Source organism: Pseudarthrobacter sp. RHLT1-30-1 (genome assembly GCF_059383415.1).
Genome location: NZ_JBWZCG010000011.1, coordinates 82,572 through 99,879 on the forward strand (window position 1 = coordinate 82,572; position 17,308 = coordinate 99,879).

Consider the following 17,308-nt stretch of genomic DNA (forward strand, 5'->3'; position numbering starts at 1 on the left):
TTCAGAGTGTCCCTTGGTTCCCGCAAGTCTGCGGGAGGAAGGCACCAGGTGCCTGCAAGCTCAGAACTCGTTCGTGCGTGTTGCCTGACGCTGTTGATTCACGGATTTCCCCGGAATGCCGGATGTCCCGCAGAATTTCGCCGCCCCGGGCCTTCACCTCCGCAACGCTGGAAACGCCCACTAACGTCATGGTACGCCGCAGCTCATCGGCGAAAATCTCGATGATGCGCCCGACGCCGGGAGACCCCGCCGCGACCAGTCCGTACAGGTAGGCCCGGCCGATCGAGCAGGCATCGGCACCCAGCGCCAGCGCCTTGAGGATGTCGCTGCCCCGGCGGATGCCCGAGTCCACGTAGATCTCCAGCGAGTCGCCCACCCGCTGGCGGGATTCCTGCAGCACATCCATCGGGCTCAACATGTGGTCGAGCTGGCGGCCGCCGTGGTTGCTGAGCTGGACGGCATCCAGTCCGATCCGGGCGGCCTTTTCGACGTCGGCCGGGTTGACGCAGCCTTTGAGCACGATCTTGCCGGGCCAGGCCTGCCGCAGGGCCTCCAGTTCGTTCCAGCCGCTGGTCGCATCCGAGTGGCCGAGGATGTGCTGCCACATGGACGGGGTGACCACGGAGGTGGCCGCTGGACTGCGCGGGTCCAGGTTCGGGAAACTGATGCCGTCCGACTTCAGGAAGTTGATCCACCAGGACGGCCGCCGGGCGATGTCCGCGATGGTGGACAGCGTCAGCGCCGGCGGTGCCGTGAAGCCGTTGTGCAGGTCACGTTCCCGGGCGCCCAGGGCACGGGTGTCGACGCCGACAATCAGTGTGGTGAATCCGGCGGCTTCGCAGCGCGCCAGTTTGTCCTTCATCGCCTGGGCGTCGGAGGTGAGCCCGAAGTTGAACCAGCGGTCCAGGTCCGGGTGGTCCACGGCGATGGTTTCCATCGGCACGGTGCTCAGTCCGGCGAGTCCGTAGGGGATGTTCGCCCGGTCGGCGGCGGCCGCGACGGCCAGTTCGCCCTCGGGATGGAACAGCCGGGTGGCTCCGGTGGGCGTCAGGGTCAGGGGCAGGGCACTGGTTTTCCCGAGGATGGCCGTGCTGGTATCGGGTCCGGTGACCGGGCCCCAGCTGGGCATCAGCGCCCAGGAATCGAAGACCGCACGGTTGCGGCGGAGCGTCACTTCGTCCTCGGAGCCGCCGTCGAGGTAGTCGAAGATCCCGGCCGGGAGGACCCGCTGCGCCGATTTCCGGTATTCCTCCACATTGAACGCGTTGGCCAGCACCCGGCGGCGCCGGGACAGGACGGGGGCTTTGACCTGGATGAGCTGCCTGGCTTCGCTGATTTTCAAGGGGACGGCCTTCCACTGCGTGCGAGCGTTACGGTTGAGCGGAGACAGCAGCCGCTGCGATCGCCGGTCCCGATCAGACGATTCTGGCCCATCCACCCCTCCGGGACCGTCCCATCGACGTGACACGCCGGAGGGCCCCACCGCAGCGTCCCCGCCACGGCCGCGGCCGTGCCGTCAGGTCTTGATCTTCGCGACGGTCATCAGGATCGCCGAGTCCTCTTCCGCTTCCAGGCTGTGCAACCCATCCGGCACAATCAGCAGGTCCCCGGCCTTACCCTGCCAGGATTCCTCGCCGGCACGGAGCCGGACGCAGCCGCGGAGCACAAAGACGGTGGCTTCGCCGGGATTCTGGTGTTCGCTGAGCCGCGTCCCGGCCCGGAACGCCATCACCGTCTGGCGGAGCGTCTTCTCATGGCCACCAAACGCGGTATCCGCGGCCCGGCCGCTGGGTGCCGCCAGCGCAGCCGTGAGCTGCTGACGGGCTAGGGCATCGAGCGATATCTTCTGCATGCGGCCCACCCTACCCAGAAACGCAGCCGCTGCCGAGGGCCCTTGGCCCCCGTCAGGGCCAAGGTGGGGCTTCACTCCGGTTCCTGGCTTTGAAGTTCTTCCAGGACCATCTCAACGAGTCTGCCGAAGGACCGTATCCCGGCGCCGAGGGAATAACCTGCAACTTCTGGTCGTGAAACCTTCGCAGCACTATGTAGGCGGCATCGTCCGAATCCGCCAACATTATTTCGTCAGCAATCCCAACCGTCAGGTCCTCGCGTATGCCTAACAACCCGGCGTCGAACGCGGCGTGATGTGTTTTGCAGAGTACGAGCCCGTTCACTGCAGAGGCGATCCCGAATTCGTCCCGGTCTGGAATGATGTGCGCGGCGTCGACTAATTCGTTGACGCCTAGACCACACACAGCGCATCGGCCCCCGTAGGCGCGAAGCACGTCTCGACGGAATGCACGCTGATGTACCCGTTGACGGACGGTACTGGTCGTCCATGAACGGCTATGCTCCGGGGCAATGTCACCGGCTAAGTGGATGTCAACAGAATTCAGATCCAGCTCAAATGCTTCCACTTTTCCGGCATACCGCTGGACGAATACGGGAAATATCGCTTGGTAAGTGCCCTCTAGATCAGCGACCAGCAACACAAGCGGCGCGCGCTTAGTGATCGCTGCCAGAAGAGCCTGGTCTCGTGGGTGCTTCAGTAGTTTGCTCTTCCTTGGATACTGGACAATTCCTTGGGCGTTGATTTCTGTACCAAATGAAGATGCCACTGCTGTCGGCATTACGATGCTGATCGGGGCTTCGAATCCAACCGGCATGCTGGCGCCGATGTTTTCATCGAGTAGCGGAAGGGTTTCTCCGTTGACGTCGAAGTTCAGAAGGAAATCCTTGGAGAAGAATCCCTCCGCATCGTCGGAAAGACGTCTGAAAATGTGAGCTCGAGCTTCCGTTTGTCGGGGATCCTCACTCTCCCCGCCCTTGTAGCTGTCCCCACGCCAGGCTCGAAAAGTTTCAATCTGTCCGGCGGGCAAGAGTGTACGTGGATCCCATTCAACAATCAGCCACATGAGTCCTTGTGCGGTGAGTAGGTCGGGAACACCCAAGCCTCGGGTTGTGGCGGCCCTCTGAAACGTGGTCAGAGACCTTCGAAAGCTCGCATACGTTTCGTGCGGAGTGGCATTCGTGTCCGGAGTAGGCCACCGCACCGTTTTCCAGAAGCGACTCACGGCCTCGGTGCGATATGGCGGGTAATCCTCGGCCCCCAGCGCCATGAGCATCACGGAAGCAATCGCCGTCCCGATACCTACGCTGAATACATCGCTGAGCTGCCGTAGCTCCGTTACAAACCTATTAAACGTGGCCGCATTAAGTCCCCCGCGCCATAGGAGCTTGAGCAACGCTCCGACACCCTCGGGGTTCAGAAGTGTCGCGCGAATGAGTTCGTCGCCATAGCGCCAGTCCAGGAGGTTGGACTTCCGGAACGAAGCCACAAACAAGGCTTTCCATTCGTCACTATCAGCCAGCAATGCGTTTCGCACGTGGCTTAGTTCGGTTGCATATGCTTTCTTGTACTCCATCTCGCCAGTCTCGAAATCGACTTGCGGAAGCATTTTGGAGACCCATAAAGCCGATTCATCAAATCTTTTCACATACTCTGATTGAGCCATGTGGCTAGCCTAGGCGTCAACTTCCGATATCACCTGACTCTTGCGTCCTGTTTATTCCGGGGATATCCAAATCAACATCGGGCGGGTTTTCGCCGGACGTGCCCCGGCATCCAAGCGCCGAGAGGCTCCGATCAGTCATTCGGGGATAACCTGAAATTAACGCAGGCACCTGCCTGCCCCGCCTCACCCCACACCGTCGCACCGGAGCTGCACCCATGACCGAGGCCCTCGCCGCGAATGACGCTTCGGACGACGAGGCCGACCTCCGCCGGCTCGCGGCCCTCACCCTTGGCCTCACCCAGCTCCGCGACGGCCAGCTCACCGGGATGCGGGCCCTCACCGCCGGCCGGGACGTCCTCGCCGTGATGCCCACCGGCTACGGAAAGTCGGCCATCTACCAGGTCCCCGCGCTCCTGCTGCACCGCCGGCACCAGCGGCCCACCGTCGTCGTGTCCCCGCTGATTTCCCTGCAGGTGGACCAGCTGGACGGGCTACGGGAAGCCGCGGGGCCAGGCGCCGCCGTCGCGGTCAATTCCTCGCACAGCGCCGCGGACCAGGAGCGTGCCTGGCAGGCCGTAAAGACTGGCGAGGCGGCGTTCCTCTTCCTTGCCCCCGAGCAGCTGGCCAAGCCGAGCACGGTGGAACGGATCGCGGCGCTCAACGTCGCCCTTTTCGTGGTGGACGAGGCGCACTGCGTCTCGTCTTGGGGCCACGACTTCCGGCCTGACTACCTGCGGCTCGGCGAGGTCCGCGAGCGCCTGGGCAACCCGACCACCGCCGCGCTCACAGCCACCGCATCTCCCCCGGTGCGCGAGGAAATCCTGCACCGCCTCGGCATGGACCGCGCCCTGGTCCTGGTCCACGGCTTCGACCGGCCCAACATCAGGCTGGACGTCCTCCGCCACCACGAGGACAAGGAGAAACGCCGGGCCGTGGTCCGGCAGGTCACCGAGCTGGTCACCGGGAAGGGCGGGCCCGGGCTGGTGTACGCCGCCAAGCGGAAGGACACCGAGAAGTACGCCGCGAAGCTGTCCCGGAACGGTCTTCGCGCGGCGGCCTATCACGCCGGCCGCACGCCCGGCGAGCGGGAACTCGTCCACCAGCAGTTCCTCGAGGGCGGCCTGGACGTGGTGGTCGCCACCACCGCGTTCGGCATGGGGATCGACAAACCCGATGTCCGCTTTGTTATCCACGCGGACATTCCGGAGTCGCTGGACAGCTACTACCAGCAGATCGGCCGGGCCGGACGGGACGGACAACCCGCCGGCGCGGTGCTGAACTACCGTTCCGAGGATCTCGGGCTGCGGCGCTACTTCGCCACGCACACCCCCGACAAGACCGCGCTGCTGGCGGTGCTCACCGCGCTGCGCGCAGCGGGCGCGCCCGTTCCGTCCCGGGCATTGGCCAAAGGCACCGTCTGGCCGGCCCGGCGGATTACCGGGCTGCTGAACCAGTTGCAGGAGACCGGCGCCGTCACCTCAGACCACGACGGCGTCCGGCTCGACCCAGCGGCGGACCCCGCCCAGGTGGTGGAACACGCCGTCGCACTCGCCGCCGCCCGCGAGCGCGTGGACAAGTCCCGCATCGCGATGATCCGCAGCTACGCCGAGACGCACCGCTGCCGCCGGCAGTTCCTGCTCGGCTACTTCGGCGAGGACCTGCCGGGGCCCTGCGGGAACTGCGACAACTGCACTGACGGCACCGCGCTGCTGCCGGAGGACGACGGCGGGCACGACGCCGGGGCGTCCGCCGGCGGGGCTCCCGACACGGCCTCTCCTGCCGCGGGCTCCGGGGAATTCCCGCTGAACTGCCGTGTGGAGCATGCCCTCTGGGCCCAGGACTGGTGGTGGGGCACGACGGCGACCTCATCACCGTGCTGTTCGACCGCGAGGGCTACCGGACGTTGTCCCGGAAAGCGGTCCTGGGCCACGGTCTGCTCACGCGTGCATAAAGCGGCCAGCAGACCCGGGGCGCCTGGCCCTCAGTACACCACCCGGAAGTTACTGAACGCCCCGGTCGCCCGGGAGATCGATTCCTGCACGTTCTCCACCCGCCCCGGTGCCTCCGGCGAGCGCAGCCAGCGCCGGAACTCCAGCACCACAGACTGCGGACCCTCCGCCAGGATGCCCACCGACCCGTCGTCGTTGTTCCGAACGTTGCCGGTCAGACCCAGTTCCTCGGCCTGGCGCACCGTCCAGTACCGGAAGCCAACGGCCTGCACCACGCCGTCCACCCGCGCGGTCAGCCGGACCCACTCGCCGGCATCGCCCTTCGGAAACTCAGCCATGCTCCCAATCTAGCGCGCTGCGCAAAGCGGACAACCGGAGCGCACGTTGGAGCACACAACGGGAGCACACAACGGCGAAACAAGGGACAGCACACCGGGAGGAGCGTGCGCTGTCCACATAGGGACCTTTGCCCCTTACTTTCCCCGCACCCCAGCAGGAACGATGGTTTGACGCGCCGCGGGGACGTGTCGAGAAAACGGCATGGCACATGGAAGTGCCTCACCCTCCCGCTGTGCTGCATTGCCCGAAAGGACAACAAGATGGCAGGACAATTCGAAATCTTCACGGACGCTGAGGCCAACGTCCGATTCCGGCTCCTCGGCGCCGACGGCACGGTCTTGGCGATTTCCAAGGCTTTTGAGGACAAGCGGTCCGCCGCCGACGGCATCATGGCAGTCCGCGAGTGCGCCGGCACCGGCCTGATCAAGGAGGCCCGCTCCAACGCCTGGGGCGGCACCGGACGGACCAGGGCGGGCCTGCCAACGCCGGCCCAACGCAGGCACCGGCATTTCCCCGCCGTGTAGGCGGGCTAGCGAGTAAGACCCCGGGCGCACAGCCCGGCACTTTCGGGAGCCGCAATGGACGAGGCACGGGTCCACATCAGCGGCTTCCGGATGGACTTCGGCGACACCACGGTGATCCGCGACCTCTCCTTCGACGTGCACGCCGGCGAGACGTTCGGTTTCCTCGGCAGCAACGGCTCCGGCAAGACCACAACCATCCGGGCCCTGCTCGGCATCTACGAGCCCACCGCCGGCGTGCTCCACATCAACGGCCGGGACTTCAAACCCGAGCACGGCGACAGACTGGGCTACCTTCCCGAAGAGCGTGGGCTGTATAAGAAGGAAAAGGTCATCGACGTCATGACCTACTTCGGCCGGCTCAAAGGGATGAAGCGTCGCGCCGCGAAGCAGTGGTCGATGCAGTACCTGGACCGGGTGGCGCTGGCGGACCGTGCCACCGCGGTGCTCGACAAGCTGTCCAGCGGCCAGCAGCAAAAGGTCCAGCTCGGTGTCACCATCATGAACAATCCCGAGCTGCTGATCCTCGATGAACCCACGAAGGGCTTCGACCCGGTCAACCGGCGCCTGCTGATGGACATCATCGCGGAACAGAAACAGGGCGGCGCCACCGTGGTGATGGTGACCCACCAGATGGAAGAGGTGGAGCGCCTCTGCGACCGTGTGATCCTGCTCAAGGACGGCACCGCAGAGGCCTACGGCACCATTGACGAGGTGCAGAACAAGTACGGCGGCCGCATCATCCGGATCAGGCACAGCGGCCCACTGCCCCGCTCCCCGCATTATGAGGTGCTGCTCGAGGACACCAACTACTCGGAGCTCTCCGTCACCGATGCGACCGACGAGGCCATCATCCTCAAGGACCTGGTCGACGCCGGGGTGACGGTCCGGAGCTTCACCACCACCAAGATCTCCCTCGAGGACATCTTCATCCGGGTCTACGGTGACCAGAACACGCCAGCCCCTCCCGGGACTGCCGCCGCCGCACCGTCCGGGCAGCGGGAAGGAAGGTAGCTCCGTGGCGCAGCACAATCTGGGCACCGTCGTCAGCTTCGAGTTCATCCGCACCGTGACCAAAGCCCGGTTCTGGATCGGAACCCTGTCGGTGCCGATCATCATGGCAGTGGTTTTCGGGCTGATCTTCCTCAGCAACACCACCACGGACACAGCCGCCGAGGCGCAGAAAAACGCCCAGTTCAGCATCTCCTACACGGACGCGTCCGGACTGATCACCGCACAGGACGCCGTCCTCTACGGGGCGACCCCCGCCGACTCCCCCGACGCCGGAATCCGGGCCGTGCAGTCCGGCACCGTTGACGCCTACTTCAATTACCCCCCGCACCCCGAAACCACGGCCGTGCACGTCTACGGTGCGGACACCGGGATTTTCGAGAACGGCAAGTATGCCGCCGTCGCGCAGGCCATGCTGACGCACGCCGTCGAGCAGAAGATCGGGTCACCCCAGTTGTCCGCGCTCGACGCCGGCCGCGTGAAGATCGAGACCATCACCTATGACGGCGCCAAGGAATCCGGTGGCCTGGGCTCGGTGATTCCGCCGCTGATCTTCCTGGTCATTTTCTACGGGCTGATCGTGCTGCTGGCCGGGCAAATGCTCAACTCCACGTTGGAGGAGAAGGAAAACCGCGTCACCGAAATGATCCTGACCACGCTCAAACCGACGACGCTCATCGCGGGCAAAGTGATTGCGCTGTTCGCGATCGGGCTGGTGCAGATGCTCGTCTTCCTTTCCCCCATCGTGATCGCCCGGCTGTACTTTCCCGCGGAGCTCAGTCTCGCGTCCCTGGACCTGCCTCCGCTGATCCTGGATCCGGTCCGGATGACCGTTGGCCTGCTGATCCTGGTCGGTGGCTTCGCCCTGTTCACGACCACCCTCGTGGCGATCGGAGCCGTGATGCCGACCGCGAAAGAGGCCGGAAACTTCATGGGCGTGATGATGGCGCTGATCTTTGTGCCGTTTTACGCCGTGGCCCTGGTGGTCTCCGATCCGCAGTCCGTGATCGTGCAGATCTTCACGTTTTTCCCGTTCTCGGCACCGGTGACAGCCCTGCTGCGTAACGGCTTCGGCTCCCTGAGCCTGCTCGAGGCCGGCATTGTGATCGTCATCCTCTACGTGGGGGCCGCGGTGATGCTCCGCCTGGCCGTGCGGCTCTTCCAGTACGGTTCCATCTCCTACACCTCGAAGGTCAACGTCCGGAATGCGCTGCGGGCCCGGGCGCGGCAGCATCCTGTTGCCGGCGAGCCTTCGGCGGCGGACCGCTGAGCGCTGTCCCGGCCACCCTGGTAGCGCTGTCACGGCGGCGGGGGTGCTGCCACTCGGGGTGCAATCCCGGCGATCGCGTTCGCGACGCATAATTCGGCTGCCACCCCCAAACAGAAAGACATACTCCCGGGGTCCAATTTCACTTTAAGTTGTAATGTCAATCATCACTGGAAGCGCTGGTATCTTATGATCGAGCGGGCCACGTCCTGGACCCGCCACAACTGGGGGATACATTGAGAAAAACACTTGCCACGGTCATGCTTGCCGGCCTCATGCTGACCGGCTGCGGCAGCAGCACGGTACCCGCAAAAACCCCGACAGCGACCGCAGCAGCGGCCGTCACTTCGGCAGCGACCATCAAAGTCCCCGCGGTCATCGGGCTGAATCTGGACACGGCTACGGACCAGCTGAAGGACCTCGGGCTGGAGGTTGAGGCTAAGGATATCGAGGACGACAAGATGATCGTCCTGAAGAAGAACTGGGAGGTCGTCACCCAGGATCCCGGCGACGGTGCGGAGCTCACCAGGGGCTCTACCGTGAAGCTGGGGGTCCGGCAAATTGCCAAGGAAACACCGACCCCCACTCCGACGCCGCCAGCCCCAGTAACGTTGGTGGCCCCAGTTGCCCCGCCGGTCGTAGTCCCGCCGGTCGCCCCGAAGGCCCCCGTCGCCCCGGTTGCTCCGAAGGCCCCGGTGGCCCCGGTCGCCCCCGCGCCCGCGCCCCCAAACGTCGGCGGCACAATCATCTGCAAGGACGGCTACGTCTGGCCGGGGACCACGCGACAGGGCGCGTGCAGGGGCCACGGGGGCATCCGGAACTAGGGCCGCCGGGACCTTGGCGTCCGGTTTTGCGCGGAACGCGTCCGGCACGTGCCGGTCGCGTTCCGCGTGCTGCGCCAGCTCCATCTGGGCCGCGTCCGGCCACAGGGACAAAGTCCAGCGCGCCGGTGCCCCTGCTACTTTCCGGCCGTCACGCCTGCGGTGCCGCCCGCCGGCCGCAGCGAGGTGATCATCGTCCGGATTTCCTCGTATTCCGGGGTCGCGGCATAGAGTTTGACCTTCTCCAGATAGGGGAGCGACGGGTCCCCCGGGGTGTCGTTGTTCTCCGGGTTGTACGTCCCGCCGAAGAACGCACCGCTGGGCGGCCACAGGAACAGGTGGAACATCGGGCACGCGGTGTCGCCGGGCCCTTCGGGGACCATGGTGATGCCGTAGGCGGCGATGGTGGACTGGGTAGCCACGGCGGACGTGTCCTCTCCGCGGGATTCGAAGACGTAGCGGGGCACCCCGCCGTCGCCTCCGCCGTCTTCGGCCAGGGCCAGCATCGGCTCGGAATCGTAAACCTCCGCAGGGATCTTGTCGGCGCATACCGCCCCGGTAACGATGTTGGTCCGCAACCCCGCCATCGGTTTCCCCGCGGCGTTCAGCACGTCCACGAACTCTCCGGCGAGCGCCCCGCCGGGGTCGTTGACCGTCCAGCCGGCCGGGTAATCGAACGACAAGTCCCCGGCGTGCGTCGTGAAGGTCTTCCAGCCCGGCGACGGCCCCTCCGACGCCGGCGGCCCGGCCGGCGTCGGAGAGGATGGCAACGAGCTGCCCGGTTCGGCGGTTCCGGCCGGCGGGGACTGCGACAGGCTGCAGGAGGCCAGCAACAACGCCGAGCTGAGGGAGAGGCCCACAGCGGTTCCCCGGCCGGCGCCTGGGCGCCGCGTGCCGGGTGAAACCGCCGGCCTCCTCACGTCATGGCTTTCCGACCGGCCGCAGTGACGTGATTGCCTGCTTGACGTATTTGTACTCGGCGGTGTCCTTGTAGACCTCGGGGGTGTCCACATTCGTGGGGGCTCCCGGAACAGTGTCAAACGGGTCATAGACTCCGCCGAACATTGCGCCGCTGGGCGGCCAGGTGAAGAAGTGGAAGATCGGGCAGGCAGTGTCCCCGGTGGGTTCCGGCGCGGTGGTGATGCCGTAGGCCAGGCTGAGCGACCCCGCCGGATCATCCGAGGCCGGGCCGGTCCGGCCCTCGTAGACGAAGCGCGGCGTCGCGCCGCCCTGGGTCAGCGCGGGGACGGGTTCGGTGTCGTACTGCATGAACGGCAGCTTCGCGGTGCACTCGGCACCCGTGACCATGTTCGTCCGCAGGGTCGCCATCGTCTTGCCGTAGTCACTCACCAGCTCAACAAAGACGCCGCCCTCGGCCGGCTCTCCGGCCGGGTCCTTGATGGTCCACGACTCCGGGTAGTCGAACGCCAGTGAGCCGTCCGACGTCGTGAACGTCTTCCAGCCCGCCGGGACGGCCGGTGAGGGGGTGGCGCCCGGCGACGCGCTCGCCGTCGCGGACTGGCTCGATGTGGCCGGCGGGGAACTGGTGGCGGGGGCCGGTGCCGGCGACCCACATCCGGCGAGAATCACCGCTGCGCAGAAAGCGGAAACGGCTGTGGCGACTGACGTGGCGCGGCCCATGGCACCCTCCCCCTGGGAAAATCGGCTGGTTGGACAATTCTCGGAGGTTTCCGTGAGGAAACTAGGGCCTTAGGACCCTTGGCGTCCTGTCGTGTCCGGCCGGCGGCCGCAGGTTCGCCCGCCGTGAGGCTTCCCACGTTGTCCCGTGAGGATTTCGGTTGGCGGCGGAAGCTTGCTAGAGCTTAAGTAATGCAAGACGTCTTTGATCCCGCCCTGCCGTATCTGGCCCCCGTCCTCGCCATTGCCCTCGCGGTGGCCGGCGGGCTCCTCGCGTCCTGGCTGGTGCGCCGGATTGTGCTCAGGCTCAACCGCAACCAGCCGGCCCTCCGCGAGACTTCCCGGGTGGCGCGGCTGCCGCTGCGCTTCGCGCTCTGCCTGATCGGGGTCCGGATCGCCCTGGGCCTGACCACGGACGAGGCCGGATGGAGCGGCACGGCGGACCACGCGCTGCAGATCGCGCTGATCGGGTCCCTGGCGTGGCTGGCCATCGCGGTGCTCCTGATCATCGAGACCATGCTGCTCACCCGCTACCGGACGGACGTGGCGGACAACCGCCGGGCCCGCAGGCTCCGGACCCAGGTGATCCTCGCCCGGCGGATCGGCGTCGCCCTGATCGTCATCGTGGCGCTGGGCATCGCCATGCTGACCTTTCCGGCGATCCAGGCCCTCGGCGCCGGGCTGCTCGCCTCGGCCGGCGTGATCTCGATCGTGGCCGGCCTCGCCGCGCAGACGTCGCTGGTCAACGTCTTCGCCGGCATCCAGCTCGCTTTCACGGATGCGATCCGGGTGGACGATGTGGTGGTGGTGCAGAAGGAATGGGGCCGGATCGAGGAGATCACCCTGACCTACGTGGTGGTCCACATCTGGGACGACCGGCGGCTGATCCTGCCCTCCACGTATTTCACCACCACCCCGTTTGAGAACTGGACCCGGCGGCAGTCCGAGGTCATGGGCACGGTGGAGTTCGATCTCGACTGGCGTGCCCCGGTCGAGGACATGCGCGCCGAGCTCAAGCGGGTCCTGGCCGGCACCGAGCTCTGGGACGAGCGGGTCGGCATCCTGCAGATCACCGACGCGACCGCGGGCTTCGTCCGGGTCCGCATCCTGGTCAGCGCCGCCGACAGCGCCACACTTTTTGACCTCCGTTGCCTGATCCGCGAGGAGCTGGTGCTGTTCCTGCAGCAGGAACACCCGACGGCGCTCCCCCGGGTCCGGCTCGAAACGCTGGGTTCCGCTGGGGACGATGCATCCCGCACGTCCGGGACGTCCACGACCTCGGCGAAGCGGGCGGCCGGCCAGCCGGGCAAGGTCTCCGCCGCGGACGAAAACCGCCGGCACCCGGCCGATCCGCACGACTCCCAGCTGTTCACCGGCTCGATCGAGGCGATCCAGCGTTCACGGGCCTTCACCGGCCCGGGCGAGGAAGTCTTCGAGGACCGCGACAAGAGCATCGCCGCGAAAGACTAGCGTGTTTGCAGCCCGCCGGGCCGGGCAGGCTCCCCTGCATGGCCCGGCGCGGTGCACATAGCAACGGCGGGGTCTTCCCTGTCTGCGGGAACTGTTCAATAATCACGGTGGGGCCTCAGCGACGGAGCTGGCGCCGCGGAGCCCGCTGGACCAGCTGAGGAGTCCCATGACGGTACAACAGCCGACTGACGAATCCCTTCAGCCTCCCGCCCGCGAGTGGTTCCGGAGCGCCGTCGTCTATCAGATTTATCCCCGCAGTTTCGCCGATTCCAACGGGGACGGCATCGGGGACCTGTGCGGTTGCCGACGTCGTCGCTGCGCTGGCACCACTGAACCGCGACAACGCGCGCACCCCGGTCCAATGGGACACGTCGCGGCACGCCGGCTTCACCACCGGAGCCCGCTGGATTGCGGTCAACCCCAGCGCCAACCACATCAATGCCGCCGCGCAGGTCGACGACCCCGACTCGGTGTACAGCTTCTACCGAAAGGTGATCGCGCTGCGGCACACCGATCCCATCGTCGCGCACGGCGACTCCACGATGCTCCTGCCGCGGGACGAGCACGTCTACGCCTCTGTCCGGTCGCTGCCCGGGACCCGGCTGCTGGTGCTGGGCAACTACCCGGCCGATGCCGCCGTGCCCCGTCTGCATCTCAGGCCGTGGGAGTTGAAGGTCCTGCGCGCCGGGGCGGCGCGGCCGCACCGGCAGCCTGCGGAGCAGCAACCCTGAGTAACACACGTTCAACGATGAGTGAGGGAGCCTGACATGACCATCCCACCGCCACCCGGACCCGAGCCGTTTCCGCCGGAACCCGGGCCGACCACCCCTGAGCCGCAGCCCGGGGACCCGTTCCCGCCTGAGCCCGGACCGATCCCGGCGCCGGCGCCGATTCCGGAGCCTGGTCCCGCACCCGGGCCGTTCCCCGCACCCGGGCCGCTGCCGATTCCCGATCCCGGCCCGGTCCCGCCGCGGCCGGACCCGACACGGTTCTAGGTTCAGCCGCTGGCCGTCGGGCGCTTCCGCAGAGTCCCTACTGCGGGAGGATGCGCACGGAGGTCAGCATCCGTTTGTACCTCAGGTATTCGTCCGTCGCCATGAATGCCCTGGCCTCTTCGAGCGATGCGAAGGTTGGGGTCAGCGAAGTCGTCGAGGTCGACAACCAGCCAGCGGCGCTTCCGCTGAACTGGAAGTGGTCTGACACGATGAGCATGGTTCCACCGGGAAGGGATTCAACGTGATGGAATTCTGTGCACCCGTCCACTGAAGTTCCGGGCGGCTGCGATGTAATCCCAAGGGAAGCCTTCAACGACGGTCCTGTCACAACGCGGTAGACGAAGCGTGGAGACGTTGTTCCCGGGGCTTGCGCGTTGAAGGGCAGGTCAACCGGGACGCTGTCCAACTCCACATAGTCCTCCGGCCTAGCAATGCACGCCTGCGGATCGCGCTGCGGCATCACCTTCCCGTAATAGATCTGTGCAAGAACACCTTGGGGTGCCGAGTCCCGCACGATCCTGATGGACATGGAGTCGTAGCTTTCGTTGGGCACGTCGCTGCTTATTATGAAGCCGGGTGCCAATTCAAGCTGGATCTGCGGTCCGGCCGCTCCGCCTGTCTCTGTCGTGGACACTCGCAGCACCCGCCACTCGCCCGTGCCGGTGACATTGCTGCTAACGCTCGGTGAGGGTGAGATTGCGGGCTGTGAGGGTTGCAGCGAGGCGAGGACCTGGGTCAGTACGACGGCGCCGATTACCAGTGCGGACAACACGGCCACCGCCACCGCCACAGCCCAAGGCCTCCGTCCCCCGAGGCTTCCAGGAACCCGGTTTCCCCCGCCGCCGACAAAGTCCGGCCCTGCGGCGTCCACGGCGGGCGCGGCATCGAGTGCCGCGCGTAACTCAGCACGGGCATTCACCCGCGGAGCGATTGAGGGCCGCACGGGATTCGCCGAGTCCAGCAGTACGTCAATCCTGTCCATGGAAGTGCTCCCCTGCCTTTTCTGTGTGGCCAGCTTTGAGTTGTTCGGGCATGGCCGCTGCGAATGCGCGCTTGGCCCGATAAAGACGAACTCCAACGCTGTTTTCGGTGCATCCAAGGCAAGCCGCCATCTCAGCGGTGGAAAGTCTGTCCCAGAAATGCAGCATGAGAATCTCCCGGTGACTTGGCTTGAGCTTGCCCAGCGTTTCTGCCACCGCGGACTCGACATCGCCCCCGGCGGGTTCGGCTGCCGCGCGGACACCCTCGATGAGCTTAAGGATCAACTCGCGTCTGCGTCGCCTGCCGCGATATTCGTTCCCGATGACATTCCGCGCCACAGCAAACAGCCATGCCACCTCGGTGGTGGGCTCATCCTCCGACTTTTGCCAGGCGATGCGGAAGACTTCCGCCGTGAGATCCCTGGCAACTTCGAGGTCGCCGATTCGGCGGAGTACGTAGTGCAGGACGCGCTCGTACTGGGCAACATGAAGGGAGATGAACTCGGCTTCCCGCTGCAATAACATCACGCTGCCCTGCCCTCGCTCATTGAGAAGTTGGGATTCCCAGACACCCCTCATATTTCCGCGAACCGGCGAATTCTTACAGCAATGGGCGCGGAATCTTATGGATTGCTGAGCTTGAGCCGGGGAAACAGGGCCTCGGAGTTGCTGCGGTCTATCGCGGCCCGCAGGGATTGCTCCAGCGGGTAGTTCTCGTACTGCCTGTTCAACAGCCCGATCGCCATCGACGGCGCGAACGGGAAGTCAGTGCCGTGGGTGATGCGGCGGGGGTCAGCGACTTTGAGCAGTGTGGGCAGCGTCGCCGGGCTCGCGGACAGGGCGAGGTCGTAGTAGAACTGCCGCAGGATGGATTGTTTCTCATCTGTCAGCGCTACCAACGCGCGCAGGGCCAGGTCTCCATCGTTAAGCATCGTGAGCAGGATCCTGAAGGCGATGTACGGCACGAAGCCGCCTGCGTGGGCCAGGATGAACTTGATTCCCGAGTACTTCTCCATCGCACCGGACAGGATCAAGCTGATAGCGGCGCGGGTGGTGTCAAGCAGGAAATCCGCGGCGAAGCTGGGGATGCCCGGCACCGCCGGACCGGGAAGCTCGGCAGGGTGAATGAAGACAACGGCCCGGCGGCGGTGCAGGTTGTCCAGCGCGTAAGCGGCCTCCGTCAGGGCGCCCTCCACATCCGGCAACGTGAGTGTCGCGAAGAACCCGAATCGATCCGGCCGACCGGCCACCACCTCTGCGCTGTACTCATTGACCTCCCGCGCCCATCGCCGCGCCTCCAGCGCGTCCCCAAAGTAGACGCCGGGCGTGGAGAGGGACAAGATGCCCGTCTGCACGTCGTTCCCGTCCATGAACTTCAGCGCGGAGCGCTCCGACCACGACGGCAGGCTCAGGCCACCTGGGCGGATGCCCTTCTCGCGCATCCATCGTGCATACCCCGGCGGAATGATGTGCTGGTGAGTGTCAATGCGGTGCGGCCGGTTCATTCGAATCCCCTGCCCAACGTGCTCGGTTCGCTGACCCGCTTGGCCCCTCAAACATCAGCGGATGCTAACAATCTACTCGCCGTGTACCGTCAGGAGCGTGGGGCCCATGAGCCTATCCATCGGGGCCGCTCATGGCGGAACCACACACTTTGGGCTCCAGGAGATCGACAGTACCCCTGGCGCACAAAGGACCCCTCGACGCCGGCATTCAGGCATCGAGGGGTCCTTGGCGTGACGCCCGGAAAAACGAGCGTCGCAGGGCTTGCTACGGCAGGACGATGTCGCGGGTCCGGTGGTCGTAGTGGATGACCAGCAGGCCGCCGGAGTGGCGCACCTCGTGGTTCGGGCCGTCGAAGGCACCGTAGGCGCCGAAGTTCTCGTCCCAGGAGCGGTTGAGCGCGATCTTGAAGCTGTAGGTACCGGCCGGAAGATCCGCCGCGAGCTTCCAGAGCTGATCGACCAGATCGAGCTCCATCTGGGATTCGTCGTACTGCGGCGCCCAGTTGGCCGGTGCGCCCAGCAGGATGTTGAAATCGCCCGCGACGGCGACTGCCTCCGGCTGGTCGATGGTTTCCTCACTGGTGGCGGGGGCCTCGGGGGTGGCGGCACCGTTGGGGGAACTGGCGGCGGCCAGGGCATCAACCGCCGGCGATTCACTCTTCGGGGCGGAGGCGGCAGGCGCTGTGGTGGCTGCTGCCGGTGCGGCCTTGTCGGCCGCCTTGCGCTTGCGGACCGCCTTGGCGACGGGCGCGACGGCCTCTTCGACGAGCTTGGCAGCCTTGCCGGCGATCTTCCCGGCAACCGTGGCGGCCTGCGGAGCGGTCTTCGCAGCCGGCCTCAGGACCGGCTCCGACGGCAGGGGCGTGTCGGCAGGAACGGGAGTTCCGGCGTCGAGCGCTGCGGCGAAAGCGGAGGGGTCAGCGAACGCGACGGTGGCCCGCTGGCCGTCCTCGGTGATCGTCCAGCCCGAACGGCCCTTGACCAGCCAGCCGGCCTTGACCAGACGCGCGGTGGCGGTGGTCAGTGTTTTATGGCCGCGGGGAATTCCGCCGCTCAGCAGCTCGCGCTCAAAATCGTTGAGCGGGACGCGTTCGATGGCCTCGCCCAGCACGGCTCCGGCGTTCAGCTTCTCATCCGTCCAGACCCCCTCTGCCAGAACGTCCAGTACAGCCTTCAGTCGACGGGTGGTGTTTTCAGCAGTGTTCGCGCCCATGGGTCTCCTCTAGAAGCAATTGATCCACCTGCATTTTGCCAAGAACGGATGGGTTCCCGCGAGTAGCAAAGGTTAACTCTGTGT

At 65.9% G+C, this 17,308-nt stretch carries 16 protein-coding genes and 1 pseudogene; 7 read left to right on the top strand and 10 right to left on the bottom strand.

Going from position 1 to position 17,308, the window contains the following annotated elements:
• Nucleotide 1: 1 nt before the first annotated feature.
• From AC50YM_RS10110 to AC50YM_RS10120, 3 genes are all read right to left on the bottom strand, one after another.
• Nucleotides 2-1,342 carry an alpha-hydroxy acid oxidase gene (locus tag AC50YM_RS10110; RefSeq protein ID WP_494956814.1) on the bottom strand — a complete coding sequence of 447 codons (1,341 nt, stop codon included), beginning with the start codon at nucleotides 1,340-1,342 and terminating at the stop codon, nucleotides 2-4.
• Between the two features lie 174 nt (nucleotides 1,343-1,516).
• Nucleotides 1,517-1,852: a cupin domain-containing protein gene (locus AC50YM_RS10115; RefSeq protein WP_494956815.1), complete on the bottom strand. Its 336-nt coding sequence runs from the start codon at nucleotides 1,850-1,852 to the stop codon at nucleotides 1,517-1,519.
• A 52-nt stretch (nucleotides 1,853-1,904) separates the two neighbouring features.
• Nucleotides 1,905-3,515 (bottom strand): HNH endonuclease, encoded by a 1,611-nt coding sequence (locus AC50YM_RS10120; RefSeq protein ID WP_494956816.1) that lies wholly within the window; start codon nucleotides 3,513-3,515, stop codon nucleotides 1,905-1,907.
• 215 nt (nucleotides 3,516-3,730) lie between these two features.
• On the opposite strand from AC50YM_RS10120, the pseudogene AC50YM_RS10125 reads away from it, so the two are divergent.
• Nucleotides 3,731-5,466, top strand: a pseudogene (locus AC50YM_RS10125) (RecQ family ATP-dependent DNA helicase).
• A gap of 30 nt (nucleotides 5,467-5,496) precedes the next feature.
• Here the strand turns inward: AC50YM_RS10125 and AC50YM_RS10130 are convergent.
• Entirely contained in the window at nucleotides 5,497-5,802 is a 306-nt protein-coding gene (locus AC50YM_RS10130; RefSeq protein ID WP_494956817.1) for an acylphosphatase, read from the bottom strand.
• A gap of 261 nt (nucleotides 5,803-6,063) precedes the next feature.
• Between AC50YM_RS10130 and AC50YM_RS10135 the strand changes: the two genes are divergently transcribed.
• The 4 genes from AC50YM_RS10135 (at nucleotide 6,064) to AC50YM_RS10150 (ending at nucleotide 9,426) form a co-directional block, all read left to right on the top strand.
• Nucleotides 6,064-6,327 carry a YegP family protein gene (locus tag AC50YM_RS10135; protein ID WP_494956818.1) on the top strand — a complete coding sequence of 88 codons (264 nt, stop codon included), beginning with the start codon at nucleotides 6,064-6,066 and terminating at the stop codon, nucleotides 6,325-6,327.
• A 54-nt stretch (nucleotides 6,328-6,381) separates the two neighbouring features.
• Complete coding sequence (locus AC50YM_RS10140; RefSeq protein ID WP_494956819.1) at nucleotides 6,382-7,338, top strand: ABC transporter ATP-binding protein; 957 nt, start codon at nucleotides 6,382-6,384, stop codon at nucleotides 7,336-7,338.
• Nucleotides 7,339-7,342: 4 nt separating this feature from the next.
• Complete coding sequence (locus AC50YM_RS10145; protein ID WP_494956820.1) at nucleotides 7,343-8,605, top strand: ABC transporter permease; 1,263 nt, start codon at nucleotides 7,343-7,345, stop codon at nucleotides 8,603-8,605.
• 233 nt (nucleotides 8,606-8,838) lie between these two features.
• Nucleotides 8,839-9,426 carry a PASTA domain-containing protein gene (locus tag AC50YM_RS10150; RefSeq protein WP_494956821.1) on the top strand — a complete coding sequence of 196 codons (588 nt, stop codon included), beginning with the start codon at nucleotides 8,839-8,841 and terminating at the stop codon, nucleotides 9,424-9,426.
• Nucleotides 9,427-9,560: 134 nt separating this feature from the next.
• On the opposite strand, the gene AC50YM_RS10155 is transcribed toward AC50YM_RS10150, so the two are convergent.
• Nucleotides 9,561-10,283 carry a hypothetical protein gene (locus AC50YM_RS10155; RefSeq protein ID WP_494956822.1) on the bottom strand — a complete coding sequence of 241 codons (723 nt, stop codon included), beginning with the start codon at nucleotides 10,281-10,283 and terminating at the stop codon, nucleotides 9,561-9,563.
• A gap of 61 nt (nucleotides 10,284-10,344) precedes the next feature.
• Nucleotides 10,345-11,064, bottom strand: a complete 720-nt coding sequence (locus AC50YM_RS10160; RefSeq protein WP_494956823.1) for a hypothetical protein — start codon at nucleotides 11,062-11,064, stop codon at nucleotides 10,345-10,347.
• A 189-nt stretch (nucleotides 11,065-11,253) separates the two neighbouring features.
• Here AC50YM_RS10160 and AC50YM_RS10165 point away from each other — a divergent pair, with 189 nt between their 5' ends.
• Complete coding sequence (locus AC50YM_RS10165; RefSeq protein ID WP_494956824.1) at nucleotides 11,254-12,531, top strand: mechanosensitive ion channel family protein; 1,278 nt, start codon at nucleotides 11,254-11,256, stop codon at nucleotides 12,529-12,531.
• A gap of 329 nt (nucleotides 12,532-12,860) precedes the next feature.
• The gene (locus tag AC50YM_RS10170; RefSeq protein WP_494956853.1) at nucleotides 12,861-13,262 is read left to right on the top strand and encodes an alpha-amylase family glycosyl hydrolase; all 402 of its coding nucleotides are present in this window, start codon (nucleotides 12,861-12,863) and stop codon (nucleotides 13,260-13,262) included.
• Between the two features lie 301 nt (nucleotides 13,263-13,563).
• Here AC50YM_RS10170 and AC50YM_RS10175 read toward each other — a convergent pair whose 3' ends face one another.
• The 4 genes from AC50YM_RS10175 to AC50YM_RS10190 all read right to left on the bottom strand — a co-directional run bounded on the left by AC50YM_RS10175 (nucleotide 13,564) and on the right by AC50YM_RS10190 (nucleotide 17,224).
• Nucleotides 13,564-14,508 carry a hypothetical protein gene (locus AC50YM_RS10175; RefSeq protein ID WP_494956825.1) on the bottom strand — a complete coding sequence of 315 codons (945 nt, stop codon included), beginning with the start codon at nucleotides 14,506-14,508 and terminating at the stop codon, nucleotides 13,564-13,566.
• Nucleotides 14,495-15,031, bottom strand: a complete 537-nt coding sequence (locus AC50YM_RS10180; protein WP_494956854.1) for an RNA polymerase sigma factor — start codon at nucleotides 15,029-15,031, stop codon at nucleotides 14,495-14,497. Before AC50YM_RS10180 ends, AC50YM_RS10175 begins: the two co-directional genes overlap by 14 nt.
• 98 nt (nucleotides 15,032-15,129) lie before the next feature.
• Nucleotides 15,130-16,011: an amidohydrolase family protein gene (locus AC50YM_RS10185; protein WP_494956826.1), complete on the bottom strand. Its 882-nt coding sequence runs from the start codon at nucleotides 16,009-16,011 to the stop codon at nucleotides 15,130-15,132.
• A 265-nt stretch (nucleotides 16,012-16,276) separates the two neighbouring features.
• Nucleotides 16,277-17,224 (bottom strand): pullulanase X25 domain-containing protein, encoded by a 948-nt coding sequence (locus tag AC50YM_RS10190; RefSeq protein ID WP_494956827.1) that lies wholly within the window; start codon nucleotides 17,222-17,224, stop codon nucleotides 16,277-16,279.
• Nucleotides 17,225-17,308 lie beyond the last annotated feature (84 nt).